General features: G+C 42.7%; 19 protein-coding genes and 1 riboswitch. Of the genes, 13 read left to right on the top strand and 6 right to left on the bottom strand.

The annotated features are described in order from the left end of the window. Positions 1-49 precede the first annotated feature (49 nt). Positions 50-96, top strand: a riboswitch (PreQ1 riboswitch). 119 nt (positions 97-215) lie between these two features. Continuing rightward, entirely contained in the window at positions 216-716 is a 501-nt protein-coding gene (gene queF / locus TY16_RS02745; protein WP_043930200.1) for a preQ(1) synthase, read from the top strand. Between the two features lie 13 nt (positions 717-729). Further along, positions 730-1,374 carry a queuosine precursor transporter gene (locus TY16_RS02740; protein WP_043930199.1) on the top strand — a complete coding sequence of 215 codons (645 nt, stop codon included), beginning with the start codon at positions 730-732 and terminating at the stop codon, positions 1,372-1,374. Positions 1,375-1,417: 43 nt separating this feature from the next. Here the strand turns inward: TY16_RS02740 and TY16_RS02735 are convergent, their stop codons facing one another. Together TY16_RS02735 and abc-f are read right to left on the bottom strand one after the other, a co-directional pair. Next, entirely contained in the window at positions 1,418-2,752 is a 1,335-nt protein-coding gene (locus TY16_RS02735) for a S8 family serine peptidase (protein WP_043930198.1), read from the bottom strand. 206 nt (positions 2,753-2,958) lie between these two features. After that, complete coding sequence (gene abc-f, locus TY16_RS02730) at positions 2,959-4,701, bottom strand: ribosomal protection-like ABC-F family protein (protein WP_043930197.1); 1,743 nt, start codon at positions 4,699-4,701, stop codon at positions 2,959-2,961. A 424-nt stretch (positions 4,702-5,125) separates the two neighbouring features. Between abc-f and TY16_RS02725 the strand changes: the two genes are divergently transcribed. From TY16_RS02725 to TY16_RS02705, 5 genes are all read left to right on the top strand, one after another. Beyond that, positions 5,126-6,241 (top strand): NAD(P)/FAD-dependent oxidoreductase, encoded by a 1,116-nt coding sequence (locus tag TY16_RS02725; protein WP_043930196.1) that lies wholly within the window; start codon positions 5,126-5,128, stop codon positions 6,239-6,241. Positions 6,242-6,401: 160 nt separating this feature from the next. Continuing rightward, the gene (locus TY16_RS02720) at positions 6,402-7,094 is read left to right on the top strand and encodes a response regulator transcription factor (protein WP_043930194.1); all 693 of its coding nucleotides are present in this window, start codon (positions 6,402-6,404) and stop codon (positions 7,092-7,094) included. Next, positions 7,072-9,258: a sensor histidine kinase gene (locus TY16_RS02715; RefSeq protein WP_043930193.1), complete on the top strand. Its 2,187-nt coding sequence runs from the start codon at positions 7,072-7,074 to the stop codon at positions 9,256-9,258. The genes TY16_RS02720 and TY16_RS02715 overlap by 23 nt, the downstream gene beginning before the upstream one ends. 150 nt (positions 9,259-9,408) lie before the next feature. After that, a complete protein-coding gene (ypfJ, locus tag TY16_RS02710; protein WP_043930191.1) occupies positions 9,409-10,260 on the top strand; it encodes a KPN_02809 family neutral zinc metallopeptidase in 852 nt (283 codons plus the stop codon). A gap of 38 nt (positions 10,261-10,298) precedes the next feature. Next, the gene (locus TY16_RS02705; protein ID WP_043930190.1) at positions 10,299-10,799 is read left to right on the top strand and encodes a cupin domain-containing protein; all 501 of its coding nucleotides are present in this window, start codon (positions 10,299-10,301) and stop codon (positions 10,797-10,799) included. Between the two features lie 50 nt (positions 10,800-10,849). On the opposite strand, the gene TY16_RS02700 is transcribed toward TY16_RS02705, so the two are convergent. From TY16_RS02700 to TY16_RS02690, 3 genes are all read right to left on the bottom strand, one after another. Next, positions 10,850-12,547, bottom strand: coding sequence for a membrane protein (locus tag TY16_RS02700; protein ID WP_043930189.1), 1,698 nt, complete (start codon positions 12,545-12,547; stop codon positions 10,850-10,852). Between the two features lie 121 nt (positions 12,548-12,668). Next, positions 12,669-13,388 carry a YebC/PmpR family DNA-binding transcriptional regulator gene (locus TY16_RS02695; protein WP_043930187.1) on the bottom strand — a complete coding sequence of 240 codons (720 nt, stop codon included), beginning with the start codon at positions 13,386-13,388 and terminating at the stop codon, positions 12,669-12,671. 146 nt (positions 13,389-13,534) lie between these two features. Further along, entirely contained in the window at positions 13,535-14,791 is a 1,257-nt protein-coding gene (locus tag TY16_RS02690; protein ID WP_043930186.1) for a GGDEF domain-containing protein, read from the bottom strand. A 336-nt stretch (positions 14,792-15,127) separates the two neighbouring features. On the opposite strand from TY16_RS02690, the gene TY16_RS02685 reads away from it, so the two are divergent. The 3 genes from TY16_RS02685 to TY16_RS02675 all read left to right on the top strand — a co-directional run bounded on the left by TY16_RS02685 (position 15,128) and on the right by TY16_RS02675 (position 17,823). After that, a complete protein-coding gene (locus TY16_RS02685; RefSeq protein WP_043930185.1) occupies positions 15,128-15,463 on the top strand; it encodes an MGMT family protein in 336 nt (111 codons plus the stop codon). Positions 15,464-15,723: 260 nt separating this feature from the next. Further along, the gene (locus TY16_RS02680) at positions 15,724-16,608 is read left to right on the top strand and encodes an ABC transporter ATP-binding protein (protein ID WP_043930183.1); all 885 of its coding nucleotides are present in this window, start codon (positions 15,724-15,726) and stop codon (positions 16,606-16,608) included. Continuing rightward, a complete protein-coding gene (locus tag TY16_RS02675) occupies positions 16,609-17,823 on the top strand; it encodes an ABC transporter permease (protein ID WP_043930181.1) in 1,215 nt (404 codons plus the stop codon). It abuts the gene before it with no gap. Between the two features lie 86 nt (positions 17,824-17,909). Here TY16_RS02675 and pepT read toward each other — a convergent pair whose 3' ends face one another. Continuing rightward, positions 17,910-19,142 (bottom strand): peptidase T, encoded by a 1,233-nt coding sequence (gene pepT / locus TY16_RS02670; protein WP_043930180.1) that lies wholly within the window; start codon positions 19,140-19,142, stop codon positions 17,910-17,912. 290 nt (positions 19,143-19,432) lie between these two features. On the opposite strand from pepT, the gene TY16_RS02665 reads away from it, so the two are divergent. The 3 genes from TY16_RS02665 (at position 19,433) to TY16_RS02660 (ending at position 22,037) form a co-directional block, all read left to right on the top strand. Continuing rightward, positions 19,433-20,599, top strand: a complete 1,167-nt coding sequence (locus TY16_RS02665; RefSeq protein WP_043930179.1) for an ABC transporter substrate-binding protein — start codon at positions 19,433-19,435, stop codon at positions 20,597-20,599. Positions 20,600-20,845: 246 nt separating this feature from the next. Beyond that, the gene (locus TY16_RS26030) at positions 20,846-21,010 is read left to right on the top strand and encodes a hypothetical protein (RefSeq protein WP_155922119.1); all 165 of its coding nucleotides are present in this window, start codon (positions 20,846-20,848) and stop codon (positions 21,008-21,010) included. Positions 21,011-21,158: 148 nt separating this feature from the next. Continuing rightward, the gene (locus tag TY16_RS02660) at positions 21,159-22,037 is read left to right on the top strand and encodes a branched-chain amino acid ABC transporter permease (protein WP_043930177.1); all 879 of its coding nucleotides are present in this window, start codon (positions 21,159-21,161) and stop codon (positions 22,035-22,037) included. Positions 22,038-22,044: the final 7 nt, after the last annotated feature.

The raw sequence follows: 22,044 nt of genomic DNA, 5'->3' as shown, positions 1-22,044 counted from the left end.
TAGCCCTGTTCTGTAGTATATGAAAAGGAAAATTAAATCCGTTCCTGAAACGGGAGAGGTTCATAGCTGATACCCTCTATAAAAAACTATGGATACATGACAATTTGCCATGTCCATAACCGGACATGGCTTTTTCTTTTTATCCTAGATTTTTATTAGTCGTTCACTGAAACTCTCTTGTAAAGGACCGGAAACTTTTACGAGGGGGTTTTTTTATGTCTGGACGGACTCAAGAGGAAGGCTTGAAGGATTTAACACTATTGGGGAATCAAAATAACAACTATACGTTTCAATATGCGCCTGAAGTTTTGGAGGCGGTTGATAATCTCCATACAAATAGGGATTATTTCGTGAAATTCAATTGTCCGGAGTTTACGAGTCTTTGCCCGCTGACCCATCAGCCCGATTTTGCAACGATGTACATCTCGTATATACCTGATAAGAAAATTGTAGAAAGTAAGTCTCTCAAACTGTACTTATTCAGCTTCAGGAACCATGGTGACTTCCATGAAGACTGTGTCAATATCATCATGAATGACTTGATCAAGCTGCTGGATCCTCGCTATATCGAGGTGTGGGGAAAGTTTACACCGCGGGGCGGGATTTCAATAGATCCTTGGTGCAACTATGGGAAGCCAGGCACAAAGTATGAGGAAATGGCGAATTTCCGTTTGATGAACCACGATCTTTATCCTGAAAAAGTAGATAACCGATAAGGGGGGATCAATGATGCTATTCTATCTGAACGGTGCATTTGTAGGTCTGTTGATATTGGCCAACATCGTAGCAGTAAAGCTTTTTAGTATCGGCAGCTGGGCAATCCTGCCTGCCGCGGTTATCGTTTATTTTTTTACCTATCCAATCATTGATGTGATTGTTGAAGTGTACGGGAAAAAAGCCGGGCAAAGGACTGTCCAGGCCGGGCTGATTACCCAAATTCTAGCCCTTGTGTTTATTTCCATCACGGTTGCGCTTCCTGCTGCCCCAGTGTTCACAGAGCAGCAATCGTTTGAAACAATCTTGAACGGTAGTTTCAGAGTCATAATCGCAAGCCTGATTTCGTATGCTATCAGCCAGAACCTGGATGTATTTGTCTTTAATAAGCTGAAAAACCGCCATGGACAGAAGAAGCTTTGGCTGCGAAACAATGCTGCAGTGATGTTAAGCCAGCTTGTTGACACAACCATATTCATTGCAATAGCTTTCTATGGGACTGTTCCAGTTGCCATACTTGGCACAATGATTGTAACTCAGTATGTATTTAAATTTTTCGCATCGATTGCCATTACCCCGCTAGTGTACTTCCTGGTAAGTTTAATCCGGAAGCGGGAGGCTTTGGATACAACCGAAGGCAAAGTTGCAATAGCTGAATAATAGTAAAAAACTCCGCCATGACGATAGGCGGAGTTCTTTAACTTTACTGAGCGGAAGCAGCAGCCTGAACAGCTTTAAAGGCATTGACATAACCAGCGCCAACTTGATGGTAGGTGTAACCAGCCATAGGGTCTGCCGTCTGTACCATATAGTCTAGAGCCTGGCTAGGTGTCAAATTAGGCTTTGCTTCTTTCATGAGTGCAACAACCCCGGATATATGCGGAGCGGCCATGCTTGTGCCGCTAGATGTCGTATAAAACAACAGGTGTTCCGGATCCAGGTATGAAAGATCGGTTGTAGTGCCGAGTACATTCATGACAAGGCCTGTTGATGAACGGGTTGCGACAATATCAACTCCAGGAGCCGTAATGTCCGGGTGGAGGAGTGTGTCTCCGGCCACTCCCCTGGAAGAGAAGTCGGCCAGCTGCCTATCCTTTGTTCCGGCAGCAACGCTAATTACCCATGGTGCAGCAGAATATGGATTAAGAGTATTGTCCCCGGGACCTTCATTCCCAGCTGCAAAAACGACCGTCATACCAGCATCGTGGGCGACTTTTGAAGCAACATTGATTGGGTCATTTGGTGAATATTCCCCAGTCGTTCCCCAGCTGTTACTAATAACATCAATGCCGTATTGGTCTTTATTCTCTATTGCATAGTCGAAAGCTTCCAGTGACCATAAAATATTGATGCCTTCACCAACCCCAAGGCCAACAAGTTTAGCATCCGGTGCAACTCCTTTATAAAGGCCTCCGCTGGCCGTGCCGCTGCCAGCAATCGTACCTGCTACGTGGGTGCCATGCCCCGAAGAAGTATCAGTATTGACCACATTTTCGAGATAAATAGGCTCATTGCCAAAAAGATTCCCAGCAACAAACTTAACGTTTTGGACGACCTTATCACCAAATTTCAAGTCCTGGTGGGTTGAGTCGATACCGCTGTCAATGACGGCAACGGTAACGCCTTTACCTGTAAAGCCAAGGTCATTCCAAACGGCCTCTGCTCCAATCAGGTTCCGGCTATCACGGAGGAAATACGTAAGTTCCTTATTTTCATAGACTGAAAGAATGTTAGTGGATGAGGCAAGAAGGGTAACAAGGGAACCAAGCTTTCCTTTAACTGCAATCATTGGTAAATTGTCGAACATCTTTGTTTTAAAACCAAGGTTCTGTAATAACTGTACATCCTTTAATACAGGTAGAGTCTTGTACGTGATAATTGCTTCTGTCTCGCTGCCAGATAGGGTAGTGCCTAAAAGCTTTTGAATAGCAGGGCTCAGCTCGGCTGTAATTCCAGCTGCCTTTGGTGCAGGGGAGAAGGATGTGCTTGTGAGTGCAAACATCATCATCAATAAGACAAGGAATTTAACTTTTTTCATGAAGGCCTCCTGGGAATAGTAGTCGTATTGTTTTGCCCAGGATTAAACTAGTACGAAACCTTTTTTATGTTGGGAAAATTATTAGAGGAAAAAAGGATGGAGCTATATTCAAATTGGGATAGCTCCATCCTTCGTACGGAATCCATATTTGTTTTTCATTCCTCGGGGTTATGAATGACATTTGCACTGCTCGGAAACCCGAAATGTCATTCATCTGCATTATGAACGACGATTTGTTGATAGGACTGCTTTTTCTCAATTAACTCTTTTAGTTGTGAATCAACTTGTATATTTTCCTTGCTATCCTTGGGAAACTGACTAATTTTTCCGAGAAGTTCTGTAATCCTTGTATCGAGCACAGCCAGCTCCTCCTGGCGGATCCTTTCGCCCTGATTCACATTGGATTCTTTTTTCTTCAAAAATTCTGTTACGCCCATTTCATACCGCTGGATTCGATTATCCTCTATTAAAAGAATTTTATCGCACAGCCTTTCAACGAAATAGCGGTCATGCGAAACGATAATAAGTGTACCCGAGAAGCTTTCAAGGGTCTGTTCCATCTGTTCCCTGCTGGGCAAATCAAGGTGATTTGTCGGTTCATCAAGAACGAGCACATCGTATTCCTGCATAATCATATGCACAAGCTTTACCCGGGTCCTTTCACCGAGGCTCAGTGCAGAAATAGGGTTTAGCAGCTTTTCTTCCTTCATTCCCATATTGGCAAACAGGGTTCTCGCCTTCGATATCTCCTCCCATTTTTCAAGGTCAAGAGATTGAAGAGGGGTCTTTTCTTCCGGTAGGTCTTTAACATCCTGACTTAGATAGGCAATCTTCATTGATTCACTTTTCCAGAGCGAACCCTTCGTAACAGGCTCATCGCCAAGCAGCATCTTGATAAATGTTGTTTTTCCGGAACCATTTGGACCTAGCAAGGCTACTTTTTCCCCATGCCGTATATAAAAATGGCTCTTCCCAAATAACATGCGCTCTCCAAACGCTTTTGTAAGGCCTTTTGCTTCAAGTATCCGCTTGCCTCGGCTCCGGTTCGTTTCGAAATTGAAATCTACATTCAGATCTTCCTTTGGGCGATCAACCTTGTGCTTTTCAAGTTCTAGGTTCAGGCGCTTTAGCTTTGACCTGATTTGGATGTCTTTTTTCTTGGCCTGGACCCGTCCGTATTCTTTAAAGCCTGCCTGCCGGTTTTCCGCGGGTGTTCTGCCTTTTCCTGCCTCGCGGTGTCCTTTTTCGGACCATCTCTTAAAGATTTCAATTTGTTCGTTGATTATTTCTATTTTTCTTTGCTGTTTCTGATAATCACGTTCTTGCTGCTCACGGCGACGCTGTTTCTCTTTTCGGTAGGCAGTGAAATTTCCATCATAAACAGCAATGTTACCATCCTCAATTTCCAGTATCTTTGTCACCGTTTCGTCTAGAAAGTAACGATCATGGGAGATGATGAGAGCTGCCTGCTTCGCTTTGTTCAGGGATGTGATGAGCCATTCTAGCCCTTTTTGATCGAGATGGTTGGTTGGTTCATCGAGGATCAGCAGTTCAGGGTTTACTGACCAAATACCGGCCAGTACAAGTTTAAGCCGCTCGCCGCCGCTCAAGTTTTCAAGTCTTTGCCCTTCCCAGGCCGATATTTTTTCCAGACCGAGCTTGCTGGCTGTCTCCAAAAGCTCCTTTCCATTTTCCATATAAGGGGCAGTCATTTCGTATTCAGTGGATTGGGGAAGATAACCAATCCTCAAGCTGACCGGACTTTTTACGATTGTCCCGGCATCAGGGATCAGCTCTCCAATAATAAGTTTGATCAGCGTTGTCTTGCCTGAGCCATTCCAACCAACTAGGCCGATTTTTTCACCATTCCGTATATCAAAAGAAATACCCTTGAGTATATCTCGATCTCCAAAGCTCTTTTTTACATTTCGTACTTGGATTAGTTCCATACAGATCACCTCAGTTAATTTGTTAGGCACGCTTACGGGTAAACTGAGTTTCTATAATCAACAGAAAAACCTCCCCAGGTTATCCTGGAGAGGTTGGATGTATGTATGCAAAGATCCCTATGCAAGCATCGCCAAAAACAAGCATACCAAAAAAGGCATACGGAAGGCACGGTACTTGATAAGCAAAAAAGGGCATACGAATCCTATTCTCCAGGTTTCCTCATTTTTATTCATCATGAGTTCACTCCAAAAAATAAGATTATAGCTTCATTGCTCCTGTACCTTTTCCTTTCAGTTTTGTGGTGCTGCTGCATTTAGTATATTTCCATTTGCTTGAATTTGTCAACGAGGGAGGGCCTGGTTTTGAGTTGGCCAAGCTTTTTTGTAAAATAGAGAAAAGAGGAATTCTAGAAAAGGTGTTAATATGAAAAAATTCATTATAATAGGTGCTGGTATCCTCGGGGCTTCAACTGCCTACCATTTGGCAAATTCAGGAGCTGCTGTTACGGTCATTGACCGGAAAGATCCGGGCCAGGCAACGGATGCTGCAGCCGGGATTATCTGCCCATGGTTGTCACAGCGCCGCAATAAAGCATGGTACGCACTTGCCAAAAATGGTGCTGCGTATTATTCATCGCTTATCCAGCAGCTTGAAGAAGATGGGGAAACAGATACTGGATATGCGAGGATAGGGGCATTAAGTCTTCATAAAGATTCCGTAAAGCTTGATAAAATGGAAGAGAGAGCTCTTGCAAGACGTGAAGATGCACCTGAAATTGGCGAGGTTGCCCAACTCAGCGGGCCGGGAACAGCTGAACTATTTCCTCCTGTTTGCAAAGAGTTTTCTTCTGTTAAGGTCGGCGGTGCGGCAAGAGTGGATGGCCGCGCATTAAGAAATGCGCTCTTAAGCTCAGCCTGCAAGCATGGTGCTGCCCTTATTACTGGATCTGCAGAGATTGCTGTTGAAGCTGGAAATGTAGTTGGAGCTAAAGTCGATGGAAAGGTTTATTTTGCCGATAAAGTCATCGTCACTGCCGGTGCGTGGGCTGGGGACTTGCTTGCATCCCTAGGAATCAAGCTAAGGCTTACCTCACAAAAGGGGCAGATTGTCCATCTTAAGCTTGAAAATCAGGATACATCTAGATGGCCAGTAATCATGCCTCCGAACGACCAATACATCCTTGCGTTCGAAAATGGCAAGATCGTTATAGGGACAACCCATGAGAATGATATGAATTTCGATATGCGAATCACAGCCGGGGGACTCCATGAGGTGCTCAATAAGGCACTGGAGATTGCCCCTGGTCTAGGAGATGCTTCTTTTATTGAAGCGCGTGTTGGATACCGGCCGTATACACCGGGGTTCCTTCCGGTTATTGGGGAAATTCCAGACTTTAATAATTTGTTGTTCGCGAATGGGCTCGGTGCCTCTGGACTTACTGTAGGCCCATTTCTTGGTGCACAGCTTGCAAAGCTCTCGCTTGGCATGGAGCCTGATTTAGATTTGAAGCCTTACAATGTTAGTGGTGCAATTGAATAATTAATACAAAAGGCTTTCCCATTGGTTGGGGAAGCCTTTCTTTTCGCCCAAAAATCTTAAGAATTTCTTCAGAAATTGGATGGGGCAATCGTAAGACTTTATGTTTACAGTTATCTTAACGAAATGGGGATGCTATAATTCTCCTGGGGGTGGGAAAATAGTGGAAAAATGCAATGTGCTAGTTGTAGATGATGAAAAAGAGATACGTGATGCCATAGAGATATATTTGCGGAATGAAGGCCTTACAGTAATTAAGGCCAAAGATGGGCTTGAAGCAATTGAGAAACTACATAGTCAGGAAATACACCTTATCGTGATGGACATCATGATGCCGCGCCTAGATGGCATTGCAGCTACATTCAAGATACGTGAGAAGAAAAATATACCGATTATCATGTTAAGCGCGAAAAGCGAGGATACAGATAAAATTCTTGGGCTGCAAATTGGGGCGGATGATTATGTAACGAAGCCCTTTAATCCGGTTGAACTAATTGCAAGAGTTAAATCCCAGCTTAGACGGTATATGAATCTCGGAACTTATGAGGGTATGAATAAGCAGATAGATTTGAATGGACTGACATTGGACCAAACAGCAAAGCAAGTGGCCCTTGACGGGGAGCCAATTAGACTGACTCCGATTGAATACCGGATTGTTGAGCTTCTTATGACGAACGCTGGCAGGGTTTTTTCAATCAATGAAATCTATGAACTGGTTTGGAAAGAGCCTGGCTTCAATGCCGAAAACATTGTAGCAGTTCACATCAGGAAAATCCGTGAGAAGATTGAAATCGATCCGAAGAATCCCAGGTATTTGAAGGTGGTGTGGGGCATTGGCTACAAAATGGAAAAATAGTCTTGTGGTGTTAGCTGCTCTGTTACTTGGTGCGGGATTGAGCGGGATTATTACATTCTTGCAATATAGCAAAACCTATTTTGGAAATAGCTTTTTTGAGACTTCGGATTATCGGGCAATTCAAGGCTCGTTTATTGATAGCCTTAATATGCTTGAGGTAAACGGACTCACGAAAGAGGAAGCCTTGAAACAGTTAAAGGTATCAGATGGGGATATTCAATCTGCTCGCCAGGAAAAATATAATCTTGATACTCAGATACGAGCTATTTATGATGAATACCACTATCAAATTGAAGAGGCGAGCCGCTCAGGCGAAAAAGAGAAGGCTGCTGAGCTTGAGAAAGAACGGGATAAGAAAATATCGGAAATGGAGCGTTTCTTCAAAGATGATGAGTATGTCCGGGCGATTCTGATGAAGCAGAAGGTAAAGAAATTGGAAACCTATTATGCAAACCTTGAGGTGACCACGCTGGAGCTGGAACGGGGGAAACAGGCGTTTAACTATTACTTTGAAGATGTATTGAGCGGAAAAATTTATACAAATATTTCTACGGATAATATGAATGAGGCCATTGACAAGATCAGTCAAGAAAGTCCACTTTACTCTAAACAAATAAATACACTGATCTATCCTAACGGCCCTCCCGGAATACCTTTTGATGAAAAACAACTGAGCGGATATATCGGTGTGGCTGCTGACACCCCTGAAAACCATCCCGTTATGGCTAGCTACGACCATTTTATGAAAATGCAGAAATCATATTATATTAATATAATTATAGGATTCGTTTCACTTATAACAAGTCTTGTTATCTTCACAAAACTGACACTTACGCAAGAGCGAAATCTTTCGAGAATTTTCAAAGCTATTCCAATTGATGTGATGGTTTTGGTATCCGGATTGGCTACCATTGCATTTGTAATTTCTCTCTTTGATAATCGACATAGTTTCTTCGTATATGTAGGCGCACCATTAATTGGGACATTTATAAAGTCAGTCCTCATAGGGATTCCCGCGGCGCTTATTGTTTTGCTCGTTACGGCTCTCTATAAAAGAATGAGTGATCCGGAGTTTCTGTCGAAGGACATTAAGGGAAGTCTCGTAGGTAAAGCATATCACGCACTAAAGGAAGCATTCCTTCATTGGGAGATAGGCGCACAAATCCTGGCTTTGCTGGCTGTTATTGTTGGATTCATTCCAATCACTGCCTTTATATTCGGAAGGAATCAATATATTTATATAATCAAGCATGACGGGCTATTTTGGGTATATGCGGTGCTCCTCGTTGCTATAGCAGTGCCAATAATATATCTTATTCTGAAATATGCTGGACAGTTCAACCGGATACTGGTGACGACAGAAGAACTTGCCAATGGCACTATCGGAAAAGACCTTGTAATCTCAGGAAACTCACCACTGAGCAGACTGGCAAGAAATATAAATAGTGTAAAGCAGGAAGTGAAAGAGTCTCATAAGGAACAGGTTAAGAGCGAGCGGCTAAAGACGGAGTTAATTACGAATGTGAGCCATGATTTACGGACACCGCTGACATCGATTATTACCTACACGGAATTATTAAAGATGCCTCAATTGGCAGAGGAAGAGCGGGAATCATATATTGAAATAATTGATAGAAAATCAAAAAGGTTAAAGGTTTTGATTGATGATCTTTTTGAAGCATCAAAAATGGCAAGCGGGGCGATTGAATTGGTAAAGACCAAAGTTGACCTTGTCCAGTTATTGAATCAGTCCCTTGCCGAGCACGATGAGCATATACAGGATTCAGGATTAGTTTTCCGAGTTTCACTCCCGGAACACCCCGTATATGCTGTAGTGGATGGCCAAAAAATATGGAGGGTTTTTGACAATCTCATTCTTAATATCCTGAAATATACGCAAGAGGGAACCCGTGTTTATTTAGCTGTCAGACAAGAAGGCAATTTAGCTTGGATTACCTTCAAGAATATCTCCAGGTATGAATTGAATGGGAATGGTGAGGAACTATTCGAGCGATTTAAACGGGGGGACACTTCCCGCCACACAGAGGGTTCTGGCTTGGGCCTAGCCATTGCCAAGTCTATTATTGATCTTCATGATGGCAGAATGGATATCGAAACCGATGGTGACTTGTTCAAAGTTACAATTGAACTAGAAATAGAATAACGGAGAAGGAGCAGGAATTAGAAATGCCTGCTCCTTTTTAGTTTCAATGGAAAATAACGGTTCCTGCAATTTAGATTTTAAAAGCAGCTTAACTGGGTATAAGGGAGTAAAAGTGAAATGATCTTTATTTACTCCAAGGAGGAACAACAGATGCAATGGAGAGGAAGACAAGGAAGTTCCAATGTTGAAGATAGACGAGGTATGGGTGGCGGCGGGAAGCTTCTTGGCGGCGGGATTGGCGGGCTTGTGCTGGTTCTAATCATGACTTTTCTTGGTGGAGGGGACCTTGGCAGCCTTTTAAACGGTATGGGGGGCGGTACTGGCATGCAATCGCCAGCACCATACCAGGAAACAGCAGAAGAGCAGGAACTGGCTGATTTTGTTTCAGTTGTTCTTGCAGATACTGAACAAGTTTGGTCCGAGATATTCAGGGAACAGGGGCTCGAGTATAAAGAGCCAACATTGGTGTTATATACAGGAAGTGTCCAGTCAGCTTGTGGCTCTGCCAGTGCGGCGGTCGGACCATTTTATTGTCCGGGAGATCAAAAGCTGTATATTGATTTAAGCTTCTATCAAGATTTGCAGACAAAGTTTCAGGCGCCAGGTGATTTTGCCATGGCCTATGTTGTCGCGCACGAAGTAGGCCACCATGTACAGACATTGCTCGGACAAAGTGATAAATTGGCTGCTCAGCGCCAAAGGTTGAATGAGAAGCAATTCAACCAATATCAGGTTCGCTTTGAACTGCAGGCTGACTACTATGCAGGCGTTTTTGCTCATCATGCACAAGGAATGGGATACCTGGAAGAGGGAGATCTTGAGGAAGCCTTGAATGCCGCAATGGCAGTAGGTGATGATACCATTCAGAAACGATCGCAAGGTTATGTGGTTCCAGACAGTTTTACACATGGAACCTCTGAGCAAAGGAAGAGATGGTTTTACAAAGGCTATGAGGCAGGAAATTTGGATAAAGGAGATACCTTTAACGCAAGAAATCTTTAACCAATAAAACATATGGCTATAGAAAGGAGAGTTTCGTTATGTCAGCGAATGAACGTTCATTTTTCCTTAAGGACGATGGACGGATTCCAAACAATCAAGAATTACCAGTGATTATCTACGAGGGCATCTTTAGTGATAACCCCAATGAAATTGTAGCAACATTCAACCGCCATAATTGGACAGGCAGTTGGTCTGGAGGCATTTATGATTATCATCATTATCACTCCAATACCCATGAAGCTTTAGGCGTAAGGTCTGGACAGGCAACTATTCTGCTAGGCGGTGATTCAGGGAAACGTCTGGAAGTCAAAGCTGGGGATGTTGTCCTGCTTCCGGCTGGAACCGGTCATCAGCTTGTAGAAGCAAGTGAGGAGTTCGAAGTCATAGGCGCATATCCAAATGGGATGACCCCTAATATAATCCAGCAGGATCCGGCCAAGCGGGCTGAAGCTCTCCAGGAAATCAAGAATGTTCCTGTACCGGAAACTGACCCAGTTTATGGCGACAACGGACCTTTACTCCGTAAGTGGGTAAAATAAGATAAAAAACAAAAAAACACGATGGGGAAAGCCCCATCGTGTTTTTCGTATTATTCTAATCCTTCTATCCTCATCTCTTTAACAGTCAGGAAAGTTTCACCTGTATCGAGATAGGTAATAACGACCTTGTCTCCCTCTTTCAGATAAATAGCAAGCGGAAGCCGTTCGGATGAGAGAATAAAGTTTTGGCGGTTATCAAGCAGGAACGATACAGCAGTGTAGTCTCCTGACTTTTCCTTATACACACGGAGGACCGTACCGCTTACTTGCTTTTCTTCAGCCTGGGAACTGCCATCAACACCACCACCGCCTCGTTGGAGGGCAAGTTTATATTGGCGGAGAGCATCATTCGGTGTTGTACCGTATACTGAAATCTCTGGGTTTGCAGCTGAGACGATAAAGTAATTTTGTAGAAACCCGTTTGAATCAAGAACAGGTGTCAGCCAGCTTGCTTCTCCATAGAAGTTATAGAGGACTGGCATCCGGCCCTTCCACTTCTTTTCAATGAATTTTTTCTCAATAATTTGCAAGGCACCTTCGGAATCCATATACGATTCTTCAAGGTTGCCCGTATAATAGGTGGCATCCCCGCTGCGTGAGTCTGTCAGTGAATAGCCGAGCATTGAATCGACGCCTTCCTTCGGGCTAGTGAAGTCGGTGAAATAATACATAACTCCGTTTTCATCAAAGATTGGAGTCACATTAGCTTCCGTTCCCTCATCTGAAGGAAGCTTCACATCGGTTTTTCCGAACATGCTGTTCCAAAAACCATGTATATATTTGCCGAAATAGCTGTTTTGTAGGCTCACAACTTCAGGTGAAACAGAACCATCTATGAATGAAGGTGCATCCTTTAATAAAAAGTCTTCGGTCTTGCCGCTTAAAGGATCAACGACAACGATGCCTTTAACAGAAAATCCATTTCTTGCTGAAATGAAATTACCATAAGAACGGATATAATAAGGTTTGCCTTCCTCATCGATTTCAAGCTGAACATCGCCTTTAAAAATATATTCCGGATATTGCATCCTGATATGGCGTTCAATATTTTTACCAAAATAAGATGATGGGGTATAGATCATATCTGATTTAACAAATTTCGGGTTTGCTGTAGAGTCTGTAGCACTTAGAGTAAAATAACCCGGGGTCTTATCGCCATTGAGCCATTTGAATAATCCGGAAAACTCAACAGGAGCAATATAGACATACTCATTATTTATCTTTTGAATCTGCAGACTGCCGAGCTCATAGTAGCTGGTATTTGGTACTTGGCCAAACGCTTTTCTCATTTTATTCCGGGCAAATTGAGGCGGGACGCTGGCGGGCGTCTTTGTTTCATCAAAGGTCTTTATCTCGGTCTGCTGCTCCATTTTTGCAGTTTCGAACTTTTCATCAGCATTAAATAGAAAGGCTGTCATGAAATAAAGTCCAAGCAAAAGGCTCGCAATAAAGATCAATGACTTTATAAGTTGTTCCTTTCCCCGGGCCAGCAGAGCACCCAAAGCGGAGATGAGGATGAGAAATGGCCAGAAGGAAGAGAAGTTCCTATCTAGATTAGTTATATAATAATAAATAAAAATAACTATAGTAAAAATAATTGCTATTCCTGCCAGAATTCCCAATCCAGGCTTGTAGTCCTTCTTTTTAGCCGTTTTTGCCTTTGCTGCAGGCTGATTGGCTGTAAATGGAAAAATAAGAATTGATGCCAGCAACCCGAAAATCAATGAAAAAATATAGATATTCCCCATGGTGGCTCCTTTCAATACAACTGACTTGTAACAAGTAATACGTATGATGAAATAAAAAGATTCAGATTTAGCCCGGGCAAAAGAAAAGGCTTTCCCTTAAACCGGAAAGCCATTGTTATATTTATTCACTCAGATCCACGTTATGGTATACTTGGCGGACATCTTCAAGGTCCTCAAGGGCATCAATCATTTTCTCGAATTTGGCTAACGTATCCCCATCTAGTGTCACATCAGTTTGGGCGAGCATAGTGAGTTCGGCAATAGTGAATTCGGTGATGCCAGCCTGTTTAAATGCTTCCTGTACTGCATGGAATTGGTCTGGCTCTGCATAGACAATGACAGAGTCTTCCTCTTCAATGATATCCCGTACATCCACATCAGCTTCCATAAGAAGCTCGAGCACCTCATCAGAAGTCTTTCCTTCGATACCAAAGACCGCTGTAGCATCAAACATGTAAGAAACAGACCCGCTTACACCCATATTGCCGCCATTTTTGCCAAAGGCAGCGCGGACATCGGATGCTGTGCGGTTGACGTTGTTGGTCAATGCATCTACGATTACCATCGAGCCGCTCGGGCCAAAGCCTTCATACCGCAGCTCGGTGTAGGCTTCTTCAGAACCGCCCTTTGCTTTTTCAATTGCTTTTTCAATAATATGCTTGGGAACACTGTATGTCTTAGCGCGTTCAAGAACAACCTTAAGTGCCTGGTTGGACTCGGGATCAGGCTCTCCTTGCCTTGCTGCTACATATATTTCACGGCCAAACTTAGCGTAAATTCGGCTTGTGTTTGCATCTTTTGAAGCCTTTTTTTCTTTAATATTATTCCATTTGCGGCCCATATGGTCACACTCTCTTTCCACAAAAGTAAGCAATGAATGATTGCCCAATAACATAACTAATTACCATCGCCTATTATACCTTAAACTGTCAAATATTTTAAGTAGCACTTAAAGCAAAAAGCCATTCCTTTATCGGGAATGGCAAGTTATTTTACCAGAGTTGGTTCAAGTTCAGTACATTCACTGGAGGCAGTCACCCGGTTCCGACCGAGCTGTTTGGCTTCCAAAAGCAGCTGGTCAGCCTGGATATAGCCTTTCTCCATTGAGCTTTGGCTTTTCACCTTAAAATAATAAAGCCCAAAAGAAGAAGTATAGGGAATATGTACATGCTCAGACCCAAATTCCGCTTCCACAATTTTTTCATCTAGCCCGTTCAAGATTCTTTCAACCAACTCTTTGCATTGAAGATAATTTCGATTGCAAAGGAAAATGGTGAATTCCTCGCCACCGCTTCTGAACAGATTATCGTTACTGTTTAAATAGCTTTTCAATGTGCTGGCAAAATGTTTAATAACCTGGTCACCTACTGAATGGTTGTAACTGTCATTAATACTTTTAAAGTTATCAATATCGGCAACAATGATTCCAATATATTCTTGAGTGCCGCCAAGTTCAGCCATTCGCTTGTCCATAAACGCACGATTGTTGACTCCTGTCAGGAAGTCTGTGTAAGCCATTTGTTCGAATTTATCTCGTTCAAATTTATCTTGAATGCTTTGCGATTTTGAGTAAAACGACAGGCTGACAATGTAATTCAGGCAGAATAACACAAAGAGCATAGCCCAATCAATGTCAAATAGAAATAGAAGCAGCAGGCCATTGGTCAGAGCTGTTTTCCCCATATCAAGGACGTTCCGGCTTTTAATGAAATCAATCGCTTCAGTTGCGGTTTTGATATCCCCAAGGAAGTAAAAAGCTACGATTAAAAAAACGTCAATTAATAAAGATGTAATACCAACAAGCAAGATGATTAAAAGCCAAAAGCCAATTGGAAATGCTTCTTCAATTGAAGGTTTAAAGAGATTATAAACATAATAAGCAAATGAATTGATAATAGTAAAAGCACCAATGTTGTAAAATGTATCAAATAATTCCTCGGGATCATCAGTTTTTGTTTGTTTCCGCCTGAAATAAACTAAAAACCGATAGATACTTTCGAAGATAAATAATCCTATAGGGCCAGCAAAAATTCCAAAAGCAAGACCGTAATTGATGCCGTAATCAACAGAGGCGCTGCCGGTTTTGTCTACAATCCGAAGATGCTGATATAACATGGAGAATGATAAAAATAAAAGCAATGTTTTCAAATACAAGTTTGTATCTATCGGTAATTCTCTCGAATAAAAGGCAATAGTTATTGCGAAAAAAAACAAAACAAAATCGTAAACTCTTGCTTTCTTCATTCCAGTTGGTTGCCCCTTCCCAATGCTATACCTTAATAATACTTTAAAGAGGAAAAGGTTTATAGAACTATTTTTTGGAGTAATCTGAAAAAATATTATCGGTGGAAAAAAGCTTGATTCTATTTAGGGTGTTCTCGAATTTTGTCGAACGGTTTACCTGAAATGCTATGCCCTCATCGTACAAAAAGGCTTTCACACGTAATGAATTGCGTTTTGCTTCTCAATGACAAATTAGGGTCTCTTGTGTATTATTTCATAGAAGTTCATTTCAAAAAGCTTGAATCTGAAGATGATTTTTACAAGGCTTCAGTTTCATGATTAAAGGAAAGATGTTGAATGGAGCAGTTTTCTGAACGAGTTATTAAAATCATAAAGGACATACCACGTGGAAATGTTATGACTTATGGGCAAATTGCCAGAGTGGCAGGCAGTCCCCGGGCAGCGAGGCAGGTTGTCAGAATTCTTCACTCCATGAGTGAAAAGTATCAGCTTCCCTGGCACAGGGTTGTTAATAGCAAAGGAGAGTTGGTAATTAAGGATGAAGATACCAACATGACCCAGCGCAGGCTTCTTGAAAAGGAAGGAGTTAAATTTTCATTTGGGCGGGTCGATCTTCAAGCTTCAATCTATTCCCCTTTGGAAGTGGATGGGATGCTATTTTTTGAAGAATAATAGCACGATTATCAATAGAATTATGGATTAACCGTATCCTGTAGAATAGACACTAGATAAAAACAGTCTATTCTACAGGTTTTTTGCATTGGAGGCAGTTGGTTGGAATATTTTTTCAATTAATGGGAACTTATTGCTCTTAACAGCCGTATACGTAGGGGTGGGCAACTTTTATTTGGCCAATAAGGCTCAGGTCTTCAACAGCCAGGGATCTGGAATTTAGTTAATCAGAATAATAGAGTTGGAAAAGGGGGATCTACATGGGATTGGAAATTCGCAATCTTACTAAGCGGTATGGAGAAAATGTAGCTGTAAATAATATAAGCCTCGAATTGCAGGAAGGCCAGGTACTCGGCCTGCTAGGAAGGAACGGAGCGGGTAAGACGACAACCATTAAGATGATGCTCGGCCTTGTTGGCCGTGATAGCGGAGAAATCCTTTGGAATGGCCATCCTTTTCTCAGAGATGAGTTGTCGATTGGCTACCTTCCCGAAGAACGGGGCCTATACCCTAAAACAAAAGTATCAGAACAATTAAGATACTTTGGAGAACTTGAAGGGCTCAGCAAGAAGAAAGCGATTGAAAGAATAGATTACTGGCTAGAGAAGTTTGAAATCACTGACTATAAAAATAAGCTTGCAAGTGATCTTTCAAAGGGAAACCAGCAGAAAATACAAATTATTGCTACCCTCCTCCATGACCCGGATATCATTATCCTTGATGAGCCTTTCAGCGGTCTTGACCCGGTCAATGCCACAATGCTTGGGAATGTTATAGAGGAGCTTGTCGCTCTGAAAAAAACAATCATCCTTTCAAGCCATCGAATGGAATCCATTGAGATGTTTTGTGAGAATGTGTGCCTGATGAAGCAAGGAAATATTGAAGTATCTGGAAAATTACAGAAGGTCAAGGATGATTACGGCTATAAAAATCTCAAAATCACTTCAGCACAGAAGCTTGAACCTGTCTTCGGCAAATTCAATTTGCCATTTGAGAAGAGTGGCAATGTGTACATAGCAAAGGTGCATAACGAAAAGGAAGGTATGGATATATTGAATGCAGCCGCATCCACTGGGATTACCTTGCAAAACTTTTCGCTGCTAGAGCCTACACTGCATCAAATCTTTGTCGAGAGGGTGGGTTAAGTGAGAAAATTTCTGACGGTATTAAAGTTTCATCTAAAGGAAGGTTTATCAGCTAAAAGCTACATAATAACAGCCGCTGTTCTATTTTCGGTAGTTCTGGGCTATTTCGGGTTTATGCATTATTTTGATAAAGAAGAAAAGATGACCGTCTATGTAAGTGACCAATCTCAAGCCTATGAATTCAATACTAGCGAAGCGGGGGACGCCGCTGATTTTGCAGAAATTAAAAAGATTGGTGAAGATAAAGTTTCGGGGATTAAAAAAGAGGTTGAGGCAGGAAATATTGACGCGCTGATTGTCTTGAAAGGAAGTGGCGAAGCCCCCGAGGTGGACTACCATTTCAGGCGCATGGCAGATTATCAGGTACTGGCACTGATTAATGCTGTCGTTCAGCCGCAATATATAAACAATGTGGTTACAGCCAATGGCATCGATCCTGCTGTTGCGGGAGCCCTTCTAACCCCGGTAAAAGTGAATGAGGTTACCTTAAAGGAAACAGAATCCCTTGGACTAGTATACTTCTTCCTGTTCTTGATGTATATGTTTATCATCATGTTCGGAAATACGGTTTCGCTGGGGATTGCCGGAGAAAAGACAACCAGAGTAATGGAAATCATGATTACAAAAGTGAAACCCATTACGATGATGTATGCAAAAATCATTGCCGCAATGCTTTCAGGACTATTGCAAATTGGGATGGTCGCTCTTGGTTATGTCATTGCCAAGCTTCTGGGATGGACAACTGGGGAAATGAACATCATGGGAATGGCATTGGACCTATCCGTCTTGAATCCTAAAATCTTCTTATTCCTTGGACTTTATTTCATGCTGGGATATACGGTCTATGCTTTGTTATTTGCTTCCATAACCTCGACGATCAGCAGGATGGAGGATATCGGTACAATCATATTCCCAATATCCATACTGCTAATGGGTGGTTTCTTCTTAGGGTTTAAAACCATGATGGATCCGAATGCAGGAATCGTTCTGGCAAGTTCTTATATTCCATTTTTCTCGCCAATGGTTACATTCTCAAGGATTGTCCTTGGTGAAGCTGGTTCGCTTGAGGTCATCCTGTCAATTGTTGTCCTGGTAATATCAATTGGCATTTTGAGCTATATTGCAAACCGTATTTATTCAAAAGGTGTTATGAGATATAGCGGTAAAACCAATCTTACAGATGTAATAAAAATGGCTAAGAGTACTGAGGCATAAAAAAGAGTGGGTTAGAAAGTTGAAGCGGCTGTCCTAAATGGACAGCCGCTTTTTTAATCGTTAAAATTGTCGCTTGCACTTTGTTGTTATGCACGTTTCTCAAATGATTCAGCAATTCCGATTATGACCTGGACAGCTTTGAGCATGTTATCTACTGAGATGAATTCATATTTTCCGTGGAAGTTCTCGCCTCCGGTAAAAATATTCGGAGTTGGAAGCCCCATATAGGACAGTTGTGAGCCATCAGTTCCGCCCCGTATCGGTTTAACAATTGGGGAGATGTCCAAACCTGTCATTACCTCGTGTGCAATGTCGACAATTTCCTTTACAGGTTCAATTTTTTCTTTCATGTTATAGTACTGATCATTAAGCTCCAATATAACAGCATTTTCTCCATACGCTTTTTTAAGCTCTGCTGCAATTTCCCTCATTTTTTCTTTCCGGGCCTCAAAATTTTCCTTATCAAAGTCTCGGATAATATAATTGAGCCTGGTTTCTTCAACATCACCATTAAAGGAAAGCAAATGATAGAATCCTTCATAGCCCTCTGTCAGCTCTGGGGCCTCACTAGCTGGCAGGTGATGATGGAAATCCATCGCCAGTTTCATCGAATTGACCATTTTGCCCTTTGCAGTTCCAGGATGGATATTGGACCCTTTAAAGGTTAGCTTAGCAGCTGCGGCATTGAAGCTTTCGAACTCCAGCTCCCCAAGAGGGCCGCCATCCACTGTGTATGCATATTGAGCGCCAAAGGCTTGAACATCAAACCGATGCGGCCCGCGGCCAATTTCTTCATCGGGGGTAAAAGCAACGCTGATTTTACCATGCTTGATATCCGGGTTATGTATTAGATAATCCATTGCTGTCATTATTTCGGCAACACCTGCCTTATTATCCGCACCCAGTAAAGTAGTACCATCGGTTGTAATCAGCTTATGGCCTGTGTAATTAGCTAGCTGAGGAAATTCAGATGTTTTCATCACAACTCCTAAAGCTTCATTGAGAGTGATATCCTTTCCATCATAGTTTTCAACCAACTGGGGATTTACCCCTTTGCCAGTAAAATCCGTAGCCGTATCCACATGAGCCAGGAAGCCAATTACAGGGACATCCTTTTCAGTATTAGCTGGAAGAGTGGCCATAACATAGCCGTTTGCATCTATTGTCACATCCGCCATGCCGATGCTTTTAAGTTCGTTTACTAGCATGTTAGCCAACTCAAGCTGGCCATCAGTTGAGGGGCAGGACTCGCTTTCTTCACTGGATTGAGTGTCGATTTTAACATAAGAAATAAATCGGTCTATCAATTTTTTTTCCACTATAGTCACATCTCCTAAATATAAATTGAAAAATATTCGTTGATAGTGTCATTATAATACAAACCACTCAAAAGAAAGGATTTGCTAAGAAAAACATTTTCTCGTGTTTGTCGAAGTTTGGGGAAGCTTGAAGATAAAAAGCTATGGCAAAAAACTATTATTATACTAGACGGATTTAGGACTATCATGTACAATGTTTTCAGAATATTGGTTTTATTATGAATTAAAAGAATTCATTTCGCAGCACGAATTATCATCATCCGAAAAAAGAATATAAGGGGGATAATTGGATGAAGAAAAGAAAGTTAGCAGGCATTTTTCTATCATTTTCCTTGCTTGCCGGCGTGATGGCAGGCTGCGGCGGTCAGGGAACAAGCGGATCGGGTGGAGACAGCAAGACGATTAAAATTGGAGCGAACCTCGAATTATCCGGGGGAGTAGCTTCCTACGGCCAATCCATTGCGGAAGGGCTAGAGCTTGCACTTGAAGATATTAACAAAGAAGGCATCGATGGAAAGAAAATTAAGCTGATCAAATTCGACAACAAATCAGAGGCTTCAGAAGCTACTGCAGGTGCCGTAAAGCTCGTCAGCCAGGATAAGGTAGCGGCAATCATAGGCGCAGCCACAAGTACGAACACATTGGCCCAGATTCAAGTAGCAGAGAAAAATAAAGTGCCGGTCATCACTCCTACAGGTACAAATCCAGATATCACGAACAAGGGAGGAAAAGTAAATTCCTATGCCTTCCGGACATGTTTTATTGATCCTTTCCAGGGGACAGTAGCGGCAAACTTTGCTGCGGATAAGCTAAGCTCCAAGAAGGCTGCAGTATTTGTAGATACTGCAAGCGACTATTCAAAAGGCCTTGCCGCAGCGTTCAAGGAAGCCTATTCAGGAGAAGTGGTGGCTGAGGAAGCGTATGTTGCCAAGGATACTGATTTCCGTGCCACTCTCACTCGTATTAAGTCAAAGAACCCTGATTTCATCTTCCTGCCAGGCTACTATGAGGAAGTTGGCCTTATCATCAAGCAGGCACGTGAATTGGGTATTACCGTGCCAATTATGGGAGGAGATGGATGGGATTCTCCTAAGCTTGTTGAAATTGCAGGCGGTGATGCGTTGAATAATACCTTTATCACTAACCACTATTCCGCTGCTGACCCGGATGAAAGGATTCAAAAGTTTGTTGAGGCCTTCAAGGCAAAGTACAAAGGCAAATCACCGGATGCGTTCGCTGCACTTGGTTATGATACAGCCTACTACTTGGCTGACGCAATCAAACGTGCCGGAAGTGCGGACCCTGCGAAAATCCAAAAGGCTCTAGAAGAAACAAAGGACCTTCAACTTGTGTCCGGCCTGCTGACACTTGATGATAAACATGATCCAATCAAATCTGCGGCAATCCTGAAATATGAGGGCGGCGAACAGAAATTTGAAACGAAGGTAAATCCTTAACGAAAAGCGTAAGCGCCTTCGCGACAGGCAAAGAACGCCTCGAGCCAGGCAAAGAGCCGCCTGTCTCTGCGATGTTAATTCACAGATGCTTTCCTTTGTGTCCCTGCGATGATTATTCTGAGAAGCTTTCCTTAGTGGTCAGCCCCGACAAGCGCTCCTCGAAAATGTAAAAAACGCATTTTCTTCGTGCGATGTCTATGCTTCCGAAGCCTAGTCTTGTGGGGGGACAGAAGGTGAAGTCGTTCTTTGACTTCAACTGAGGGACCGAAGCGACCTCGAGCTGTACCAATCATCGCTTTTCAAGCCATGATTGGTACAAGATACTCAAGGATGTCTAATCAGGATGAAAACTGGCTAGGCGCTGAAGCTGGACATAACGAAAAGCGAAAGCGTCTTTGCTTCGATAATTAACTAGTAAAACAATAAGCATATGAGGACAAATAGGGGGCGATGTCCCCCTATTTCGGCTTAAAAGTTAAACTATAGCGGAACAGGCGCATCGTCATTTAGGAGGATGTGCTTCTATTCGACTAAAGTACCTTTCAAGGGGAGTTTAATAATGGAATTTGTACAGCAGCTGATAAACGGAATTTCACTTGGGAGCATTTATGCTCTGATTGCGCTGGGCTATACAATGGTATACGGAATTGTTAAACTGATCAATTTTGCACACGGGGATGTATTCATGGTAGGCGCCTTTGTCGGATTTTATTCGATAACCATCCTTGAGCTGAGCTTTTTCCCGGCACTTATCCTGACAATGACGGTATGCGCCATTTTCGGTGTGTTGATTGAAAGGATTGCGTACAAGCCTCTCCGGAATGCCACGAGAATTGCAGCTCTTATTACCGCTATCGGTGTTTCTCTATTAATTGAATATGGCGTTATCTATTTCCGCGGCGCACAGCCTGAGGCCTATCCCTCTGATGTTCTTCCTAAAGAAACGATTAATTTATTCGGGCTCTCGGTCGGCAGCCAGTCCCTATTTATATTAGGTGTTTCCGTCGCTCTTATGATCATTCTCCAATTTATCGTCCATAAAACAAAGATTGGCAAAGCCATGCGCGCTGTTTCACACGATGCCGATGCAGCAAGGCTGATGGGCATTAACGTTAACAATACGATTTCGGCTACATTTGCAATTGGTTCCGCACTCGCAGGAGCTGCGGGAGTTATTTTTGGTACGTACTATACAAAAATTGAACCTTTAATGGGAATCATTCCAGGCCTCAAGGCATTCGTTGCAGCGGTTTTGGGGGGGATCGGCATTATCCCGGGTGCCATGGTCGGCGGGCTTCTGCTCGGAGTGATCGAAGCGCTTGTCAGTGCTCTTGGCTATTCCCTCTGGCGTGATGGCGTTGCCTTTATCGTCCTGATTCTTATCCTGATTTTTCTCCCGGCTGGACTGTTTGGTAAAAACGTGAGAGAGAAAGTATAGGGGGGAA

The sequence above is a fragment of the Bacillus sp. EB01 genome, from assembly GCF_000613125.1.
Lineage (GTDB): Bacteria > Bacillota > Bacilli > Bacillales > Cytobacillaceae > Bacillus_D.
The sequence above is the reverse complement of the archived record's forward strand: the minus strand, read 5'-3'. Positions and strand labels throughout refer to the sequence as shown.